The 18,112-nt window shown below is 71.5% G+C and carries 17 protein-coding genes; 4 read left to right on the forward strand and 13 right to left on the reverse strand.

Annotation, left to right across the window (positions count from 1 at the left end; translation table 11 throughout):
• Positions 1–38: 38 nt before the first annotated feature.
• From ispF to ABCR83_RS26500, 3 genes are all read right to left on the reverse strand, one after another.
• Entirely contained in the window at positions 39–542 is a 504-nt protein-coding gene (gene ispF / locus ABCR83_RS26490; RefSeq protein WP_462697711.1) for a 2-C-methyl-D-erythritol 2,4-cyclodiphosphate synthase, read from the reverse strand.
• Positions 532–1,305 carry a 2-C-methyl-D-erythritol 4-phosphate cytidylyltransferase gene (gene ispD / locus ABCR83_RS26495; RefSeq protein ID WP_462697712.1) on the reverse strand — a complete coding sequence of 258 codons (774 nt, stop codon included), beginning with the start codon at positions 1,303–1,305 and terminating at the stop codon, positions 532–534. Before ispD ends, ispF begins: the two co-directional genes overlap by 11 nt.
• Before the next feature lie 321 nt (positions 1,306–1,626).
• Positions 1,627–2,109 (reverse strand): CarD family transcriptional regulator, encoded by a 483-nt coding sequence (locus ABCR83_RS26500; protein ID WP_003953493.1) that lies wholly within the window; start codon positions 2,107–2,109, stop codon positions 1,627–1,629.
• A gap of 595 nt (positions 2,110–2,704) precedes the next feature.
• On the opposite strand from ABCR83_RS26500, the gene ABCR83_RS26505 reads away from it, so the two are divergent.
• Positions 2,705–3,373, forward strand: a complete 669-nt coding sequence (locus tag ABCR83_RS26505) for a DUF461 domain-containing protein (RefSeq protein ID WP_462697713.1) — start codon at positions 2,705–2,707, stop codon at positions 3,371–3,373.
• A 56-nt stretch (positions 3,374–3,429) separates the two neighbouring features.
• Here ABCR83_RS26505 and ABCR83_RS26510 read toward each other — a convergent pair whose 3' ends face one another.
• Both ABCR83_RS26510 and ABCR83_RS26515 read right to left on the reverse strand, forming a co-directional pair.
• Positions 3,430–4,110, reverse strand: coding sequence for a response regulator transcription factor (locus ABCR83_RS26510; protein ID WP_142217884.1), 681 nt, complete (start codon positions 4,108–4,110; stop codon positions 3,430–3,432).
• Between the two features lie 91 nt (positions 4,111–4,201).
• Positions 4,202–5,491 (reverse strand): sensor histidine kinase, encoded by a 1,290-nt coding sequence (locus ABCR83_RS26515; RefSeq protein ID WP_462697714.1) that lies wholly within the window; start codon positions 5,489–5,491, stop codon positions 4,202–4,204.
• 212 nt (positions 5,492–5,703) lie between these two features.
• On the opposite strand from ABCR83_RS26515, the gene phoU reads away from it, so the two are divergent.
• Positions 5,704–6,393: a phosphate signaling complex protein PhoU gene (phoU, locus tag ABCR83_RS26520; RefSeq protein ID WP_462697715.1), complete on the forward strand. Its 690-nt coding sequence runs from the start codon at positions 5,704–5,706 to the stop codon at positions 6,391–6,393.
• Between the two features lie 309 nt (positions 6,394–6,702).
• Here the strand turns inward: phoU and ABCR83_RS26525 are convergent, their stop codons facing one another.
• Positions 6,703–7,464, reverse strand: coding sequence for a phosphoglyceromutase (locus tag ABCR83_RS26525; protein WP_462697716.1), 762 nt, complete (start codon positions 7,462–7,464; stop codon positions 6,703–6,705).
• Between the two features lie 183 nt (positions 7,465–7,647).
• Here ABCR83_RS26525 and ABCR83_RS26530 point away from each other — a divergent pair, with 183 nt between their 5' ends.
• Entirely contained in the window at positions 7,648–8,883 is a 1,236-nt protein-coding gene (locus ABCR83_RS26530) for an MDR family MFS transporter (protein ID WP_462697717.1), read from the forward strand.
• Between the two features lie 7 nt (positions 8,884–8,890).
• On the opposite strand, the gene ABCR83_RS26535 is transcribed toward ABCR83_RS26530, so the two are convergent.
• Both ABCR83_RS26535 and mshA read right to left on the reverse strand, forming a co-directional pair.
• On the reverse strand, positions 8,891–9,379 hold the full coding sequence (locus tag ABCR83_RS26535; protein ID WP_462697718.1) for a type III secretion system chaperone family protein: 489 nt from the start codon (positions 9,377–9,379) through the stop codon (positions 8,891–8,893).
• The gene (mshA, locus tag ABCR83_RS26540; RefSeq protein WP_462697719.1) at positions 9,372–10,724 is read right to left on the reverse strand and encodes a D-inositol-3-phosphate glycosyltransferase; all 1,353 of its coding nucleotides are present in this window, start codon (positions 10,722–10,724) and stop codon (positions 9,372–9,374) included. The genes ABCR83_RS26535 and mshA overlap by 8 nt, the downstream gene beginning before the upstream one ends.
• A gap of 151 nt (positions 10,725–10,875) precedes the next feature.
• On the opposite strand from mshA, the gene ABCR83_RS26545 reads away from it, so the two are divergent.
• Complete coding sequence (locus tag ABCR83_RS26545; RefSeq protein ID WP_462697720.1) at positions 10,876–11,697, forward strand: methyltransferase domain-containing protein; 822 nt, start codon at positions 10,876–10,878, stop codon at positions 11,695–11,697.
• Here the strand turns inward: ABCR83_RS26545 and ABCR83_RS26550 are convergent.
• From ABCR83_RS26550 to ABCR83_RS26570, 5 genes are read right to left on the reverse strand one after another with little or no spacing between them, the layout of a single operon-like run.
• Entirely contained in the window at positions 11,645–13,816 is a 2,172-nt protein-coding gene (locus ABCR83_RS26550; protein WP_462697721.1) for a caspase family protein, read from the reverse strand. The genes ABCR83_RS26545 and ABCR83_RS26550 overlap by 53 nt on opposite strands.
• Positions 13,806–14,189 (reverse strand): hypothetical protein, encoded by a 384-nt coding sequence (locus tag ABCR83_RS26555; protein ID WP_462697722.1) that lies wholly within the window; start codon positions 14,187–14,189, stop codon positions 13,806–13,808. The genes ABCR83_RS26550 and ABCR83_RS26555 overlap by 11 nt, the downstream gene beginning before the upstream one ends.
• Before the next feature lie 40 nt (positions 14,190–14,229).
• A complete protein-coding gene (locus ABCR83_RS26560) occupies positions 14,230–14,640 on the reverse strand; it encodes an NUDIX hydrolase (protein WP_462697723.1) in 411 nt (136 codons plus the stop codon).
• Positions 14,637–15,695, reverse strand: coding sequence for a CHAD domain-containing protein (locus ABCR83_RS26565; RefSeq protein WP_462697724.1), 1,059 nt, complete (start codon positions 15,693–15,695; stop codon positions 14,637–14,639). The genes ABCR83_RS26560 and ABCR83_RS26565 overlap by 4 nt, the downstream gene beginning before the upstream one ends.
• On the reverse strand, positions 15,676–18,027 hold the full coding sequence (locus tag ABCR83_RS26570) for an RNA degradosome polyphosphate kinase (RefSeq protein WP_462697725.1): 2,352 nt from the start codon (positions 18,025–18,027) through the stop codon (positions 15,676–15,678). The genes ABCR83_RS26565 and ABCR83_RS26570 overlap by 20 nt, the downstream gene beginning before the upstream one ends.
• Between the last annotated feature and the right edge of the window lie 85 nt (positions 18,028–18,112).

Consider the following 18,112-nt stretch of genomic DNA (forward strand, 5'->3'; position numbering starts at 1 on the left):
CCGGTCACCGTATGCCAGCGAGCGGGCCCGAGCAGGCCTTACCCGGCAATACCCGTCCGGAAGACCAGGGCGGTGGCGACGGCCGCCAGCCCCTCGGCGCGACCGGTCAGCCCCAGACCGTCACTGGTGGTGCCGGCGACCGAGACCGGGGCGCCGACCGCGGCCGAGAGCGCCCGCTGCGCCTCGGCCCGCCGCTTGCCGATCTTGGGCCGTACGCCGATCACCTGGATCGCCACATTGCCGATCTCAAAGCCCGCCTCCCGGACAATCCGGGCGGCTTCGGCCAGCAGGGTGACACCGGCCGCGCCCGACCACTCGGGCCGGTCCGTACCGAAGTGCGCGCCGAGATCACCGACGCCCGCGGCCGAGAACAGCGCATCGCAGGCGGCATGCGCGGCCACGTCGCCGTCGGAGTGCCCGGCCAGGCCGTGCGTGGCGTCCGCCCAGAGCAGGCCCGCGCACCACAGCTCGCGGCCCTCCTCGAAGGCGTGCACATCGGTGCCGATCCCGACCAGCGGCATCGGGGGCGGGTCAGAAACCATCGTTGGCCCTCCTGCGGGCGAGTACCGCCTCGGCCAGGACCAGGTCCAGCGGCCGGGTCACCTTGAACGCCTCCTCATGGCCGCGGACCACCACGACCTGGACGCCGAGCCGTTCCACCAGCCCGGCGCAGTCCGTGGCGCCCTTGCCCGCCAGGGCGGCGTGCGCAAACCGCTCGTGCGCCGCGACCAGCGTGCTGCGGTCGAAGCCCTGCGGGGTCTGCACGGCCCGCAGCAGCGCCCGCTCGGGGGTGCCGACCACCGGCTCGGGCTCCCCCGCCGCGGCGCCCGTACGGGGCTCGACCTGCTTGACCGTGTCGGCCAGCGGAAGCGCGGGCACCACGGCGCGCGCTCCTTCCCGGACGGCCGCGATGACGGCGTCGACGGTCTCGACGGGCACCAGCGGGCGCGCGGCGTCGTGCACCAGGACGGTGGTGACGTCCTCGGGGACGGCCTGGAGGCCCAGCCGCACGGACTCCTGCCGGGTTTCACCGCCGGTGACGACCACCACCTCGGTGCGGTCACCCGCGAGCGGGAACTCGTCCAGGAGCCGGCGCACCGGTGCCTCACCGTCCGGCGGGGCGACCACGACCACGAGCGAGACCGTGCGCGCGGCCGCCATGGCCCGTACCGCGTGGACGAGCATGGGCGTCCCGCTCAGGGCGCGCAGCGCCTTGGGCGTGCCCGGGCCGAGCCGGACCCCACGGCCGGCCGCCGGGATGACCACCGCGGTGCGCAGGGGCGTGACATCGGCTCGATCAGACATTGCGTTGGCGTTCAGGTTTGCTTCCTCGGCCGAGTTGGGTATTGCCTGGGGGTGCCCCCTGCTCGTAGAGCTCGGGGGGAATGCCGGGCGCTCCGCCTGGACCAGCCCCTTCCGTGACGACTGGTCCCGGCTGCCCGGCCCCGGCACACCGCAATACCGCGTGGAACCCATACTGCGTGGAACGGAGATGCCGCAGCGCCCGCCGGATGATCTCGTCATCATGCGGGCACCGCGGCACTTCTGCGTCCGCAACCGCCGACGTCCGGAAGAGCTCCGGAGAGCTTCGCCCCGGAGGACGTCACGGCATCCGGCACCTGTGCGTCAGGACGCGAGGACCTCGTCGAGCAGGGCTTCGGCCTTGTCTTCATTGGTGTTCTCCGCGAGGGCGAGCTCGCTCACCAGGATCTGCCGCGCCTTCGCGAGCATGCGCTTCTCACCGGCGGAGAGACCGCGCTCACGCTCGCGACGCCACAGATCGCGCACGACCTCGGCGACCTTGATCACATCGCCGGAGGCGAGCTTCTCGAGGTTTGCCTTGTAGCGACGGGACCAGTTCGTCGGCTCTTCCGCGTATGGCGCGCGGAGCACCTCGAAGACCCGGTCGAGCCCGTCCTGGCCGACCACATCGCGAACGCCGACGAACTCCGCATTGTCCGCCGGCACCCGAACCGTCAGGTCACCCTGGGCGACCTTCAGCACCAAGTAGGTCTTGTCCACGCCTTTGATCTGGCGAGTTTCGATGGCCTCGATCAGCGCGGCCCCATGATGGGGATAGACCACGGTGTCGCCAACCTTGAACGTCATGTGACAGGTACCCCTTCCGTGGCTATCCAGTCTAACACGGGAAGTGCCCGTTCTGAATGGCGTTTCCGCAGGTCAGGGCGTATCTCGGGGCTTGACAACAGCGCCTGGAACGTGCTGCGGCAACCTTCCGGAAGCAGGTATTCGCAGGTCGGAGCGGTTGTCCGGGGGAAGTGAAACGCGCACGTTACACGCACCCGAGTGGGGTCGCGAGCGGCCGAACGTCCCGTTTTGCCGGGGTCCGGTCGGCTCACTTCCGGTACTCCGTTCGGGGCGCGGGGAGCGTTCTCCGGGTGGATTCTCGAATTGATCAAGCCGAACTTGATCAATTCTCGGAACGTTTCCGGTTGGCCTGTGCATTCCTTACCGATAATCCGGCCGGACGGCCTCCTTCGGGTTCATGTCCGCTTCATCGGGTTCACCGGGTTTCCGCCACGGGGCGACAGGTGAATTCCGGCCGCACATCGGCCGTATGGACGACGGGAGCCGAGCGGGGCCGGGAGAGGCGGGTCGGGTGCGGTGGCCTGATCGCGGCTCGGTAACCTAAGCGCGCTGACACACCCCTTACTTCGACTTCGTCCAAGGAGATGCCGCCGCCGTGAGCAGCAGCCTTCGACGCGGCACTCTCGCCGCCACCGCCCTCGTGCTCTCGATCGCACCGCTCTCCGCCTGCGCAGCGGGCACCAACGCGCAGACGCTGGAGGTCAAGCCGGACAACGCCGCCACCTCGGTCGGCGACATCAAGCTGCAGAACGTCAACGTGATCACCCAGCCGGAGGCGACCGCCACCGGCCCGGCCGTCATCACCGGCAAGGTGTTCAACAACGGTGACACCGCGCAGGAGCTGAAGTCGGTCAAGCTGATCGGCAAGAACACGACGGTGAAGCTCACGCCCGCCAAGGGCTCCGGCCCCCTCGTGGTGCCGGCCCGCGGCTCGGTGATCCTGGGCGGCAAGGGCAACGCGTCCGCCGTACTGCCGAGCGGCCGGGAGGGGCTGAAGGACGGCGAGCAGCTGCAGCTCGCCTTCACCTTCGGCAGCACGGGCGATGTGCGCATCGGGGCGTTCGTCGTCCCGGCGAAGAGCTACTTCAAGGAGTGGGGTCCCAGCGAGGGCGCCACCGCCACGCAGTCGGGCAAGCCGGGTGCCCCGGGCACCAAGCCGAGCGGCTCGGCCTCCGCCAAGCCGTCCGGTGCGGCGGGGGGCAAGGAGGGCAAGCACGGCAAGGCCTCGCCGGAGCCGGGCGAGTCCGCGCACGCCGGTCACTGACGGACGCGCGGGAGGGCCCGGAAGCGGATGGCTTCCGGGCCCTCCCGCTGTTTCTCCTACGGTTCGAACTTGTAGCCGAGGCCGCGCACCGTGACCAGGTAGCGCGGAGCCCCCGGGTCGGGCTCGATCTTGGCGCGCAACCGCTTGACGTGCACATCGAGCGTCTTGGTGTCGCCGACGTAGTCGGCGCCCCAGACGCGGTCGATGAGCTGCATCCGGGTGAGCACCCGGCCCGCGTTGCGCAGCAGCATCTCCAGCAGGTCGAACTCCTTGAGCGGCAGATCGACCTTGCCGCCGGAGACCGTGACGACATGGCGGTCCACGTCCATCCGGACCGGGCCGGCCTCCAGTGCAGCGGGGGTGACCTCCTCCGGCTCGCCCCGGCGGCGCAGCACGGCGCGGATGCGGGCGACCAGTTCGCGTGAGGAGAAGGGCTTGGTGACATAGTCGTCGGCTCCTATCTCCAGACCCACGACCTTGTCGATCTCGCTGTCCTTGGCGGTGACCATGATGACGGGCACATTGGAGCGTCCGCGCAGCTGCCGGCAGACCTCGGTGCCGGGGAGCCCCGGCAGCATCAGGTCGAGCAGGACCAGGTCGGCGCCGTTGCGTTCGAACTCGTCCAGCCCTTCGGGCCCGGTGGTCGCGATGGCGACCTCAAAGCCCTCCTTGCGGAGCATGTAGGACAATGCGTCGCTGAAGGATTCCTCGTCCTCGACGACGAGCACTCGGGTCACGGGGCGACCTCCGGTCGGGTCTGGGGGTGGCACATGGGGGGTCGGGGGGCGGTGCCCCCGGGTGGTGCGGTCTGGTGGCTGACGAGGGGGATCACGGGAGGGTCTCCCTGGCGGGAAGGCCGTCGTCGGCGAAGGCGGCGTCGCCGTGGCCGTTGACGGCGGAGGAGCGGCGGGCACGGACCGCGCCCGCCTCGGGGAGGCGCAGGGTGAAGGTGGAGCCCTGGCCCTCGGCGCTCCAGACGGTGACCTCGCCGCCGTGCGAGGCGGCCACATGCTTGACGATGGACAGGCCGAGGCCGGTGCCGCCGGTGGCGCGGGAGCGTGCCGGGTCGACGCGGTAGAAGCGCTCGAAGACCCGCTCGCGGTCCTTCTCCGAGATGCCGATGCCCTGGTCGGTGACGGCGATCTCGATCAGATCGCCACCCGGTGCGGCGACCCGGCGGGCGGCGATGCCCACCCGGGTGTGGGCGGGGCTGTAGTTGACGGCGTTCTCGACGAGGTTGCCGAGGGCGGCGGCGAGCTGGCCGCGGTTGCCCCAGACGTGCAGGCCCGCGGTACCGCCCTCCCGTCGCCCGCCGGCACCCTGATCGAGCCCTTCGGGCGCCCAGACATTCGAAGCCATAGAGATCTGTTTGGTGCCGGCCTGGTGCCGGCAGCGGTCGATGGCCTCGGCGACCAGCTCGTCCACCCGCACCGGCTCGGCGTCCTCCAGGGGGTCGTCGTTCTGCACCCGGGAGAGGTCAATGAGCTCCTGGACCAGGTTGGTCAGCCGGGTGGCCTCGATCTGCATCCGCCCGGCGAAGCGGCTGACCGCCTCCGGGTCGTCGGAGGCGTCCATCACGGCCTCGGAGAGCAGCGACAGGGCGCCGACCGGCGTCTTGAGCTCATGGCTGACATTGGCGACGAAGTCACGGCGCACGGCCTCGATGCGACGGGCCTCGGTGAGGTCCTCGACGAGCAGCAGGACGAGCCGGGAGCCCAGCGGGGCGACCCGGGCGGACACCGCCAGTGCCTCGCCGCGGCCGGTGCCGCGCCGCGGGAGGTCCAGCTCGACCTGGCGTATTTCGCCGTCCCGGCGAGTGTCGCGGGCCATCTGGAGCATGGGCTCCACGGCGAGTTTGCCGCCCCGCACCAGCCCCAGGGCATACGCCGCCGAGCTGGCCTTGACCACGGCGTCGCCCTCGTCGAGGACGACGGCGGAGGACCGCAGCACGGACAGCACGGTGTCCACCCCGGGTGGCAGCACCGCGTCGGTGTGCAGTGAGCTGCGGGTCGGGCGGGCCTGGTCGCGCTCGCTCCAGCGGAACGCCAGCATGGCGATCACGCCGGTGCACAGCCCGGCGAGTGCTGCCGCTGCGGCGACGGCCGCGTCCACGTTCATGGCTCCAGGTTATGCGGGCGCACGGACACCTCCACAGCCAAATGGGTGGCGTCTCGAACATACGTTGCCGAGAGTTCACCTTGACGTCGGTGGTGGTTCACTCCGGAGGCCGGTGGCCGTCGCGTTTCGGCCGGAACGTGGAAGCGTGGGCGGGCACCGAGCCCAATGAGCACCCCCGCCCCATCGTCATCAGAACGAGAGAAGGTCAGGCCATGCGGGACGCGTACCACGAGGAACTGGATTCGATCGGCGACGGCCTGGTCGAAATGGCGCGGCTCGTCGGCTCCGCGATCGGGCGGGCCACCACGGCGATCCTCGACGCGGACCTCAAGCTCGCGGAGGCCGTCATCGCGGGGGACGCCAGAGTCGACGACCTGCAGCGCGATCTGGAGGCCCGGGCGATCGCCCTGCTCGCCCGGCAGCAGCCGGTCGCCACCGACCTGCGCATCGTCGTCACCTCACTGCGCATGAGCGCCGACCTGGAGCGCTCCGGCGATCTCGCCCAGCATGTCGCCAAGCTCGCCCGGCTGCGCTTCCCGGAGCCCGCGGTGCCGCGTGATCTGCACTCGACGGTGCTGGAGATGGGCCAGCTGGCACAGCGGCTGATGGCGAAGGCCGGTGAGGTCATCATCACCAAGGACGTCGACCTTGCGCTCCAACTGGAGCAGGACGACGACGCGATGGACCTGCTGCACCGAGCGCTCTTCCAGCATCTGATGGACGACCGCTGGCAGCACGGCATCGAGACGGCCGTCGATGTGACCCTGCTCGGCCGCTACTACGAGCGCTTCGCGGACCACGCGGTGTCCGTCGCCAAGCGCGTGGTCTACCTGGTCACCGGCGAACACGTGGACGAGCGACAGCAGCCGACGGGTCAGCCGGGCGCGGGAGAGGCGCCTTAGGCGCTTCGGCAGCCCCCCACGCGCTTCCATGCGCCCCAGATGCACCCGCACATTCGTCCAGCATGCGCATTGACGGCCGACCCGGGCAGGCGTTGAGTGGGGGCAGGCAGACCACCCAGCGAGGAGGTACCCACATGAGCGGATGCCAGTGCGGCCCCGGTTGCAGCTGCGGTTGCCAGAACGGCGGCCCTTGCCAGTGTGGCGGCGGCTGCGGCTGACGCACTGCCCACGTCACTCACGGGAAGAGCCCCCGACCGGTGTCATCCGGCCGGGGGCTCTTCTCGCGTCCGAAGTGCGGGCGCGTACCGGCTACTTCTTCTTGCCCTGGTTCTTCACGGCCTCGATGGCGGCCTTGGCGGCCTCCGGGTCGAGGTAGGTGCCGCCGGGGACGACCGGGCGGAAGCCGGCGTCGAGCTCATAGGAGAGCGGGATGCCGGTGGGGATGTTCAGGCCCGCGATGTCGGCGTCGGAGATGCCGTCCAGGTGCTTGACCAGGGCGCGCAGCGAGTTGCCGTGCGCGGCGACCAGGACCGTGCGGCCGGCCAGCAGGTCCGGGACGATGCCGTCGTACCAGTAGGGCAGCATGCGGACGACGACGTCCTTGAGGCACTCGGTGCGCGGGCGCAGCTCCGGCGGGATGGAGGCGTAGCGCGGGTCGTCGCTCTGGGAGAACTCGGAGCCGTCCTCGAGGGCGGGCGGCGGGGTGTCGTACGAACGGCGCCAGAGCATGAACTGCTCCTCGCCGTACTGACTCAGGGTCTGGGCCTTGTCCTTGCCCTGCAGGGCGCCGTAGTGGCGCTCGTTCAGCCGCCAGGAGCGGTGCACGGGGATCCAGTGGCGGTCGGCGGCCTCCAGGGCCAGCTGCGCGGTGCGGATGGCGCGCTTCTGGAGGGAGGTGTGGACCACGTCCGGGAGCAGGCCGGCATCCTTGAGCAGTTCTCCGCCGCGGACGGCCTCCTTCTCGCCCTTCTCGTTGAGGTTGACGTCCACCCAGCCGGTGAACAGGTTCTTCGCGTTCCACTCGCTCTCGCCGTGGCGGAGGAGGATCAGCTTGTACGGTGCGTCGGCCATGCCTTTGAGCGTAGACGACGGTGCGGGCGGTGCCGTCCACAGCGCCGCCCTCTCCGGGGCTCCGGACGATTGACGCATTACCGCAATTGAATGGCGTGTGCACGCCACCAGACCGTAAGGTGCCCGGCGAGGCAAAGCCACTTACGTTCGGGGGCATTGGTGAGAGCGCGCGTCAGTCAGGCCGTGAGAACGAGCGTTGCGGGGCTGCCCCGGGAGTTCTGGTGGCTGTGGACCTCCACCCTGATCAACCGTCTGGGCTCGTTCGTCTCGGTGTTCCTGGCGCTGTATCTGACCCATGAGCGCGGCTTCTCGGCCTCCTACGCCGGACTGGTCGTGGCCCTGGTGGGGCTCGGCGGCGTGGTGGCCTCGATCGTGGCCGGGGTGATGGCGGACCGGCTCGGCCGGCGGCCCACCCTGCTGATCGCCCAGCTCTCCACCGCCGGCTCGGTGGCCCTGCTGGGCTTTGTGCACCATCCCGTGGCCATCGCGGCCGTCGCCTTCCTGGTGGGCCTGTCGAGCAACTCCTCACGGCCCGCGGTGCAGGCGATAATGGCGGACATCGTGCGCCCCGAGGACCGGATACGGGCCTACGCCCTCAACTACTGGGCGCTCAACCTGGGGTTCGCCATCGCCGCGACCGGGGCGGGCTTCATCGCCGAGTACAGCTATCTCATCGGCTTCCTCGGCGAGTCCATCATGCTGCTGGTCTGCGCCGTCCTCTGCTTCTTCAAGATCCCCGAATCCCGTCCGGAACAGCCGGCCGGACCGGCCGGGGACGAACCCGCCGTCAGCCTGGGCACCGTGCTGCGGGACCGGCGCTTCATGGGCGTCACCGGACTGGCCTTCCTGATCGCCCTGATACTCACCCAGTCGTCCATCGCCCTCCCGGTGACCATGGGGCGGGAAGGCTTCTCCAGCGGCGACTACGGCATGGTCGAGGCGGTCAACGGCTTCCTGATCGTGATCGTCCAGATCCCGGTGACCCGGCTGATCGAACACCGCGACCCCCAACGGCTGCTGATCGTCTCCGCCCTGCTCGCCGGGTACGGCTTCGGGCTCACCGCGCTCGCCGGCTCGATCCCCTTCTATATGCTGACCGTCTGCGTCTGGACCCTCGGCGAGATCATCAACTCCCCCACCCAGATGGGGCTGGTGGCCCGGCTCTCGCCCGTCCACGGCCGCGGCCGCTACCAGGGCGTCTTCTCCCTCTCCTGGACCCTGGCCACCCTGATCTCGCCGCTCGCCAGCGGCTCGGTGATCGACCACTTCGGGTCCGGCGTCCTATGGGCCGGGTGTGCGGTGCTCGGCACCGTCGCCGCCGCCGGGTACTGGCTGTTGATGCGCAACCTCCCGCCGACGCCCACCGTCACGGCCACGGCGGCCGAGCCCGCCGCCCGGCACGATGCGACGCCGGCCTGAGGCCGCCTCAGTCGGCGTCCTTGGTCAGCCGCTCAAAGGCCTCCAGGTTGCGGGTGGACTCGCCACGGGCGGTGCGCCAGGCGTACTCCTTGCGGATCGCGCTCGCGAACCCCATCTCCAGCAGGGTGTTGAAGCTGCCGTCGGCGTTCTCCAGCACCACGCCCAGGATCCGGTCGATCTCCTCGGCCGTCACGGCGGCCAGCGGCAGCCGCCCCACGAGGTAGATGTCACCGAGCCGGTCGACCGCGTAAGCCACCCCGTACAGCCGGGTGTTGCGCTCCAGCAGCCAGCGGTGCACCGCCTCGTGGTTCTCGTCGGGGCGGCGCACCACAAAGGCGTTGACGGAGAGGGAGTGCCTGCCGACGATCAGCGACACGGTCGTCGACAGCTTGCGGGTGCCCGGCAGCTTCACGACATACGAACCGTCGGCCGGGCTCTCCCACTCCAGGGCGGCCTCGTTGAGCGTCCGCTCGATGATGGTCTTGGCGTCAGACATGTGCCGAGCGTAGGCGACGGCGCCGCTCGCCCATCGCCGCGGAGTAGACCTCGGCCGTGGCGGCGGCCGCCGCCGACCAGCCGAACGACCGGGCGTGCCGGGCCGCCGCCGCGCCCATGGTGTCCGCCAGCGCCGGCTCCGCCACGAAGCGGGCCAGCGCCCCGGCGTAGTCCACGGGATCGTGCCCGGCCACCAGAAAGCCGCTCACCCCGTCCCGTACGGCCACCGGCAGACCGCCGACCGCCGCCGCGACGACCGGGGTGCCGCACGCCTGGGCCTCCACCGCGACCAGCCCGAACGATTCGCTGTGGGACGGCATCACCAGCACGGACGCCGCCCGGTACCAGTCCGCCAGCTGCTCCTGCCCGACCGGCGGGCGGAAGCGGACCACATCCGCGATGCCCAGCCGGGCGGCCAGCTTCTGCAGGCCCTCCGGCTTGGCGAGCCCGCTGCCGCTCGGCCCGCCGACCACCGGCACCACGATCCGCGAGCGCAGCCGCGGGTACCGCTCCAGCAGCACGGCCACCGCGCGCAGCAGCACATCCGGGGCCTTGAGCGGCTGGATACGGCCCGCGAACAGCGGAACGAGCGCATCCGCGGGCAGGCCCAGCCGGGCCCGGGCCGCCGGCCTGCCGTCGGCGGGCCGGAAGCGGTCGAGGTTGACGCCCGGATGCACCACGGCCACCTTGGCGGGGTCCGCGGCATAGTGCCGTACCAGCTCCGCGGCCTCCTCGTCGGTGTTGGCGATCAGCCGGTCCGCCGCCCGGACGATCTGCGTCTCACCGATGACCCGGGCCGCCGGCTCCGGCCGGTCGCCGGCCGCCAGGGCGGCGTTCTTGACCTTGGCCATGGTGTGCATGGCGTGCACCAGCGGCACCCCCCAGCGGTCGGCGGCCAGCCAGCCGACATGGCCGGACAGCCAGTAGTGGGAGTGCACCAGGTCGTAATAGCCGGGCCGACTGCCCGCCCAGGCCTGCATCAGACCGTGGGTGAACGCGCACAGCTGCGCGGGCAGTTCCTCCTTGGACAGCCCCTCGTAGGGCCCGGCGTCGATGTGCCGGACGAGCACCCCCGGCACCAGCTCCACGCTGGGCGGCAAGACGCCGGTGGTGGCCCGGGTGAAGATCTCGACCTCGATGCCGATCGCAGCGAGCCGCTTGGCGAGCTCGACGATATAGACGTTCATGCCGCCCGCATCGCCCATGCCGGGCTGGTGCAGCGGTGATGTATGGACACTGAGCATCGCTATCCGGCGCGGCCTCCTCGGTCCGGCGCGGCGCAGGAGCTGCGGCTTGGCGAAGGGGCCGGGCGTACGTGCGCGGAACCGTGCTGCGTACTGGCTCACCGTTCCAGTCCTCCGTGGCCTGTGTATGTGGGGGCGTAGACCAACTGTCAACCGATAAACACGGGGAAGCGGGCGCCCATTTCCGCGTTACCAAAGAGTGATGGACCCCTCACCGTCCGGGACCGGGACGCAGCCGCATAGGCTCTGGACCATGGCCGCCCGTACCACCCCGCCCCACCGCCCCGTCGGTTCGGCGACCCGGGGCACCACCAACCCCAACCGGCTGCGCCGCATGGACCGCTGGATCGCCGCCGCCCAGGAGCACGCGCTGCGGCGCAGCGCCGACCCCGTCGCGGTCGACCTCGGCTATGGCGCCGCGCCCTGGACGGCCGTGGAACTGCTGGGACGGCTGCGCCGGGTACGGGCCGACGCCGAGGTCGTCGGCGTGGAGATCGACCCCGCGCGGGTCGCGGCCGCCAAGCCCTACGAGCGGGACGGCCTGTCTTTCGCCCACGGGGGCTTCGAGGTGCCGCTGGCCGCCGGGCGGCGGCCGGTGCTGATCCGGGCGGCGAATGTGCTGCGCCAGTACGACGAGGACGAGGTCGCCGCGGTCTGGTCCCGGCTGTGCGCCCGGCTCGCCCCCGACGGGCTGCTGGTCGAGGGCACCTGTGATGAGATCGGCCGCCGCCACGCCTGGGTGGCGCTGGGCCCGGAAGGCCCCCGCACGGTGACCTTCGCGGCCCGGCTCGGCTCCCTGGGCACCCCTTCCGACCTGGCCGAACGGCTGCCCAAGGCGCTGATCCACCGCAATGTGCCGGGCGAGCCGGTGCATGCCTTTCTGCGCGACTTCGACCGGGCCTGGGCGGCCGCCGCGCCCTATGCGGCGCTGGGCGCCCGGCAGCGCTGGGTGCGGGCGGTGTCCGCGCTGGCGGGCGACTGGCCGCTGACCGACGGTCCGCGCCGGTGGCGGCAGGGCGAGGTCACCGTGCGCTGGGAGGCCGTGCGTCCGCGAAGCGCTCCCGGAGCCCGCTGAGCGGGACGGCGAACAGGACCCGTTCGCCGACCGGGTTCCTGGTGGGCCAGCGACCCCGGGCGTTCCTGGCCCACCGGGTCTGCGCCCACACCCGGTCCGGGTCCACCGCCAGGCCACCGGGGTGCCGGGCCCAGGGCGCCCGGGCGGGCCGGGTGCCGTCGGGGACCATCCGCCGGATGACGGGCCTCCCGGCACCGGGCGTGTGCTCGGCACCGGGCGTGTGCTCGGTGCCGGGTGCGTCCTCGGTGCCGGGAGCGTAGAGGACGCCGTCCAGGGAGAACGCGCCGCGCAGGCCGGCCGGGTCGGTCCGCCACACCTCGGTGGGGCGGGCGGAGCCGTCGCCCTTGAGGAGCAGCGGCATGGGCTGCCGCCGGGTTTCGTCCAACTGGTAGCGCATGACGTGGGATTGGGCGTCCGTGCCCGGTGCGGTGGACTCGGTGGCGACCAGGGTGGCCGGGTGGGTGGTGCGGTCCAGAGCCAGGCCGTCGAAGCAGGGGACGCGGTCGGCGTGGGTGGTGCGGGCGCACTTCCCGGGCAGTTGGTAGGAGCCGATCGCGGGCATCAGGTAGCGGTAGCCGTGGACGGCCGAGCCCCGGCCGGTGCGGCCGACGTCCTTGGTGGTGGTGTCATCCGCCCGGTAGATGCGCTGTGTCGAGAACACATACAGGGCGTTGTGGCTCTCGTCGTCCTCGGAGGCGGTGACGATCAGCTTGTCGCCCCACCACGCCATGCCGCCCATCCGAGCGCCGAACCGGGAGAACCCCTCGCCCTTCACGGCCGGGATGACCGGCACCACCCACTGATAGCGGTAGTCGGCGCCGTCCCGGGCGTCGATGAACGCGATGCGCGCCATGTTCCGGTCGCCGTCGGCCTGGTCCTCGCAGACGTCCTCCGGGTCCTCCTGTGCGTTGCAGGCGTAGTCGTGGTGGAACCACCCCGACAGGATGACCTTGCCCGAGGAAGCCAGGCCCTCCGGGGACCAGTTCTGCGCGGTCGCGTCCGCCTTGTCCCAGCAGTGGACGGAGTCCCCGGCCACCCCCGGCGGAAGTGCGGCGATCTCCTCGCGGAGGCAGTCCTTGGCGGTGCGCATGCGCCTGCCGGCGCTCCCGAGCACCTCGTCGACGCCGGCCCTCCGCCCCTTCAGCAGGCCGTCGAGCGTGTCCAGCGAGGAGGCCGCCACGGTGTTGGGCGACAACCCCAGCCGCTTCCGCGTCTCCTGCCCGGCCTGGTGGACCGCCCCCCGCTCCGCGGGGCCGCCCCGGAGCAGCCCCGGCCACAGTCCCAGGGTCACCGCGATCACGGCCAGGCATCCGACGAACAGCGGGACCAGCCTCCGGCGGCGGCCCCTGGCCTCGGCTGCTCCGGCCGGGACCGCGCCACCGGGCGCCCGCGAGATCACCACCCGGCCCTCGAACTGCCCGTACTTCTGCGGGGACTGGCGGACCCCGGTGCTCAGCAGCGCGTCATACACATAGCCGTAGAGTTCGTCCACGGTGACCAGGCCGTCGCCGTCGAGGTCGGCCGCCCCGGTGCGCAGCCCCTCGATCACGGCACCCGTGAAGCGTGAGGGCTGTGGGTCGCTGGAGGCGAGGGAGTCACCCTCCCAGGCGTATTCCCTGCGGTTGGTGGCGGTGAGCACCATCACGCCCCGCCCGCCGCCCAGTTCGCCCTTCACATCGACCAGGTCGTCGCCCTTGGCGCCCGGCAGATAGGCGCCGCTGTAGCAGCAGTCCAGCAGGAGGACGATGCGGCGGGCCCGGCAGTGTGCTATCTGGTCGCGCAGGAACTCGGCGGACACGGTGGTGGACTTGGGGGCCTCCCGCTCGGTGTTGCGGGCGGCTAAGTAGAGCCTGCCGTCGTCGTCCCTGATGCCATGGCAGGAGATGTGCACCAGCAGCAGGTCGTCACGGTGGCGGTGGCCGAAGAAGCGCTCCAGGGCGAGGGACATCTCGGCGGCCGGGGGGTCGAGCAGGGTGTCGACCCGGAAGTTCCCGAGGGCCGGGTCGGCCAGTACGGCCCGCAGCCCGGCCGAGTCCTGGGCGGGCGAGCGCAGTTGGGCGAACTCGGGTCTGTCGTACCGGCCGGTGGCGATGAGCAGCGCTCTTCGGTCACCCGGCATCTTCGGGGTCCTCGGCGGCGGCTCTGACGAAGCCCTCGACCAGCAGGCGCCGGTCCTCGCGGGAGGAGTGGTCCAGCTCTATCCTCCGGTCGCCCATGGTGACGGTGACCTTGCGCAGGGGGCGGTTCTTCAGCCAGGTCTCGATGGTCTGCAGGACGCCGCGCAGCAGGACGGGGGCAAGGACGACGGCCAGGGCGCCGACGGTGACGGCCTCGCCGGACTTGGTGCCTTCGGGGACGGCGCCCGAGGTGACCGACCGGACGTCGTCCACGTCGAGTTCGAGGAGGTGGATGCGGAGATTGGCGCAGAGGTCGTGGAGTTCGTCCGGGTCGGTGTCGGGCGTACCGAGCAGGTTCAACTCAAGGATGGCCACCGGTTGTTTCGCCTCCGTGTGCGACAAACGGACGGCCAGTCTACGGCGTCACCGCCCCCAACGCCGCGTCCACCAGCGGCCGGTCCCGTTCGTGCGTCAGGCACCGGCGGGCGGCCGACGGCGACAGCCACACCAGCCGGTCGACCTCCCGGTTGGGCTCGAACTCGCCGCCCGCGCACTCGGCCGCCCAGTAACGGACCTCCTTGGGGCGCCCGTTCGCCAGGTAGTAGGCGGTGGGCAGGGCGGCGCCCAGCACGCACTCCATGCCGGTCTCCTCACGGACCTCGCGCACCGCACCGACCGATGCGTCCTCGCCGCGCTTGAGCTTGCCCTTGGGATGGGACCAATCACCGTATTTTGGACGGTGGATGAGGGCGATCTCAATATCCCCGCCCCCCGGGGCCCGGCGCCACAGGACACAGCCGGCGGCGCGGACGGTCTGTTCCCTCACCGGGCCACCGCCAGCCGCTGCCAGACCCGCCCGAATGCAAAACGAGCCGCTTCCACCTCATGACGCTGATCCGCGTGCAGCACACCGAGAGCGTACGCCGTCGCCGGGGCGATCCGCGGGGTGCGGGCCGCCGACGCGGCCGAGGCGGCCGCCTCGGCCGCGTCGCGGTGCCGGTCCAGGGCCTGCCCGGCGTTCAACAGGCCTACCGAGAGCGAGGGTTCCGCCTCGATGTGCCGCTGCTCGTCCAGCACCTCCTGGGCGTAGCGGCGCAGCCGGACCAGCCGCCGTGCCTGGTGCCAGGGCGCGTCCTGGCGGGTCTCGGCGGGCGGGGAGTCGGCGGCGGGGGTGGCGGCCAGGCCGTGCACCAGGGCCTCCGCGTTGTACGGCAGCCCGGCCACCGACAGCGGCAGTTGCTCCACGGCCTCCACCAGCAGCCGGTGCGCCTGCTCGACGAGCAGCGGCAGTGCCTCCCGGGCGCGCAGGTCGTAGGCGGCGGAGTCCAGCGGGGGCTCGGAGGAGAGCACCGCGACGGCGTCCGCGACCGCATGGAAGCGGGCGGAGCCCAGCGCCTGCAGCGCGGCGGAGTGCGCCCGGGTCCTGGCCAGGGTCAACTGCCGTTCCAGCAGCGCCCCGGCGCGGGCCGCGCCCACGGTGAGGGTGGCGGCCGCGGGGGTGTCGCCGGGCGGGCCGGACAGCCGGTGCAGCGCGCCCCGCAGCCGGGCCAGCCGGGCCGCACAGGCGTACTCGCGGCCCAGGGTCTCGCCCAGCCACCGCAGTTCGGCGCGGAGTTGGTCGCTCCAGGCCACGTCCGTCATCGGCCGGCAGATCTGCAGCACGCCCGCGATCCGGCGGGCCGAACCGCGCAGCAGCCGCACCGCCTCGGCCGCGCACTCGGCGTCGTTCCCGCTGTCGCCGTGCAGCCGCAGGCTGCACAGGAACTCGGTGGCCTGGGCGTGCAGATAGCGGGCGAGGGCCTCACCCGCGGTTCCGGCATCGGTCGGGGGCAGCGGAAGTCGCCGGGTGGTGACCGGCGAGTCATGGGGTTGCTGAGCCACGCCGGCGCCTCCGGGCGTCTATGAGCATCTCCTGCACGTTCCGCAGCGGCTGTCCGTCGGCATCGGTGGCGTGCCGGGTCCAGCAGCCGTCCGGGCCCAGGTGCCAGGAGGCCGTACGGTCGGACATTCCGAGCTCCAGCAGCCGGCTCAGGGAAGCGCGGTGCGTGGGGTCGGTGACCCGGACCAGCGTCTCGATCCGCCGGTCCAGGTTTCGGTGCATCATATCGGCGCTGCCGAGCCATACTTCGGGCTCTCCACCGTGCCCGAACGCGAACACTCTGGAGTGTTCCAGGAACCTGCCCAGGACGCTGCGCACCCGGATGTTCTCCGAGAGCCCGACCACGCCCGGCCGCAGGGCGCAGATGCCGCGCACCCAGACGTCCACCGGCACCCCGGCCATCGAGGCGCGGTAGAGGGCGTCGACCACGACCTCGTCGACCATCGAGTTGACCTTGATGCGGACATAGCCGGGCCGCCCCTCCCGGTGGTGGGCGATCTCCTTGGTGATCCTGGCGACCAGCCCGTCGCGCAGCGACCGGGGGGCCACCAGCAGCCGCCGGTAGGTCTCCCGGCGGGAGTAGCCGGACAGCCGGTTGAAGAGGTCGGAGAGGTCGGCGCCGACCTGCGGGTCGGCGGTGAGCAGGCCGAGGTCCTCATACAGCCGCGCGGTCTTGGGGTGGTAGTTACCGGTGCCCACATGGGAGTAGCGGCGCAGGGTGTCGCCCTCCTGCCGCACCACCAGCGACAGCTTGCAGTGCGTCTTCAGCCCCACCAGCCCGTAGACCACATGGCAGCCGGCCTCCTCCAGCTTGCGCGCCCACTTGATGTTGGCCTGCTCGTCGAAGCGGGCCTTGATCTCGACCAGGACGAGCACCTGTTTGCCGGACTCGGCCGCGTCTATCAGGGCATCGACTATCGGCGAGTCGCCCGAAGTCCGGTACAGCGTCTGCTTGATGGCGAGCACATCGGGGTCGGCGGCCGCCTGTTCCAGGAACGACTGCACAGAGGTGGAGAAGGAGTCGTACGGGTGGTGCAGCAGCACGTCCCGCTCACGCAGCGCGGCGAAGATGTCGGGGGCGGAGGCGGATTCGACCTCGGCCAGGTCGCGGTGGGTGCCCGCCACGAACTTGGGGTACTTCAGCTCGGGCCGGTCCAGGGCGGCGATGCCGAACAGCGCGGTGAGGTCGAGCGGGCCGGGCAGCGGGTAGACCTCGGCGTCGGAGACCTTCAACTCCCGTACCAGCAGGTCGAGTACATAGGGGTCGATGGTCTCCTCGACCTCCAGCCGCACCGGCGGGCCGAAGCGGCGCCGCATGAGCTCCTTCTCCAGCGCCTGGAGCAGGTTCTCGGCGTCGTCCTCCTCGACCTCGAGGTCCTCGTTGCGGGTCACCCGGAACATATGGTGCGCGAGCACCTCCATGCCGGGGAACAGCTCCTCGAGGTGGGCGGCGATCACGTCCTCCAGCGGGACATACCGCTGCGGGGACGCCTCCAGGAACCGCGACAGCAGCGGCGGGACCTTCACCCGCGCGAAGTGCTCATGCCCGCTGACCGGGTTGCGGACCACCACCGCCAGATTGAGCGAGAGGCCGGAGATATACGGGAAGGGGTGCGCGGGGTCGACGGCCAGCGGGGTGAGCACCGGGAAGATCTGCTGCCGGAAGAGGGTGAACAGCCGTCCCTGTTCCTTCTCGGTCAGCTCGGGCCAGCGGATCAGGTGGATGCCCTGTTCGGCCAGCTCGGGGGCGACGTCCTGCTGGTAGCAGGCGGCGTGCCGGGCCATGAGCTCGCGCGAGCGGGTCCAGATCAGCTCCAGCACCTCGCGCGGCTGCAGCCCGGAGGCCGAGCGGGTCGCCACACCGGTGGCAATGCGCCGCTTGAGTCCGGCGACGCGCACCATGAAGAACTCGTCCAGATTGCCGGCGAAGATCGCCAGGAAGTTGGCCCGCTCCAGCAGCGGGGTGGCCGGGTCCTCGGCCAGTTCCAGCACCCGCTCGTTGAAGGCCAGCCAGCTGCGCTCCCGGTCCAGGAACCGCCCCTCGGGCAGCGGCTCGGTGTCCCGGGCCGCGGCGTCCTCGGGCCGCTCGTACCCGTCCACATAGTCGATCTCGCCGCTGTCACCGACATGGGCCGGCGCCCCCTCGCTGGCATAGGCGTCCAGGTCGACGTCCAGGTCGGGCTCCAGCTCCGGCACGACCGGGGAGAAGGCGACCGGGGGGCGGTGCGCGGCCATGAACCCGACCGTGGGCTGCGGGTGCCCGTACCGGTCGCCGGGCGGCTGGTCGTGGTCCCGGGCGCTCGGGAGATCCGAGGACTCTGCGGACTGGGTCATACCCTCATTGTTCCGCTCCGCGGACGATCCGGTCTCGTCGAAGGGCGGCCCGGGAGCTGCGCGAAGCCTTCGGGCGCGGGGGTGG

The organism is Streptomyces xingningensis (genome assembly GCF_054957865.1).

Bases quoted from the DNA above. Each gene is read 5' to 3' on its own strand.
- ispF (WP_462697711.1), bottom strand. From the start codon at position 542: ATGGTTTCTGACCCGCCCCCGATGCCGCTGGTCGGGATCGGCACCGAT.
- ispD (WP_462697712.1), bottom strand. From the start codon at position 1,305: ATGTCTGATCGAGCCGATGTCACGCCCCTGCGCACCGCGGTGGTCATC.
- ABCR83_RS26525 (WP_462697716.1), bottom strand. From the start codon at position 7,464: ATGGCCGACGCACCGTACAAGCTGATCCTCCTCCGCCACGGCGAGAGC.
- ABCR83_RS26570 (WP_462697725.1), bottom strand. From the start codon at position 18,027: ATGACCCAGTCCGCAGAGTCCTCGGATCTCCCGAGCGCCCGGGACCAC.
- ABCR83_RS26545 (WP_462697720.1), top strand. From the start codon at position 10,876: ATGGCCGCCCGTACCACCCCGCCCCACCGCCCCGTCGGTTCGGCGACC.
- ABCR83_RS26500 (WP_003953493.1), bottom strand. From the start codon at position 2,109: ATGACGTTCAAGGTTGGCGACACCGTGGTCTATCCCCATCATGGGGCC.
- ABCR83_RS26535 (WP_462697718.1), bottom strand. From the start codon at position 9,379: ATGTCTGACGCCAAGACCATCATCGAGCGGACGCTCAACGAGGCCGCC.
- phoU (WP_462697715.1), top strand. From the start codon at position 5,704: ATGCGGGACGCGTACCACGAGGAACTGGATTCGATCGGCGACGGCCTG.
- ABCR83_RS26550 (WP_462697721.1), bottom strand. From the start codon at position 13,816: ATGCCGGGTGACCGAAGAGCGCTGCTCATCGCCACCGGCCGGTACGAC.
- ABCR83_RS26515 (WP_462697714.1), bottom strand. From the start codon at position 5,491: ATGAACGTGGACGCGGCCGTCGCCGCAGCGGCAGCACTCGCCGGGCTG.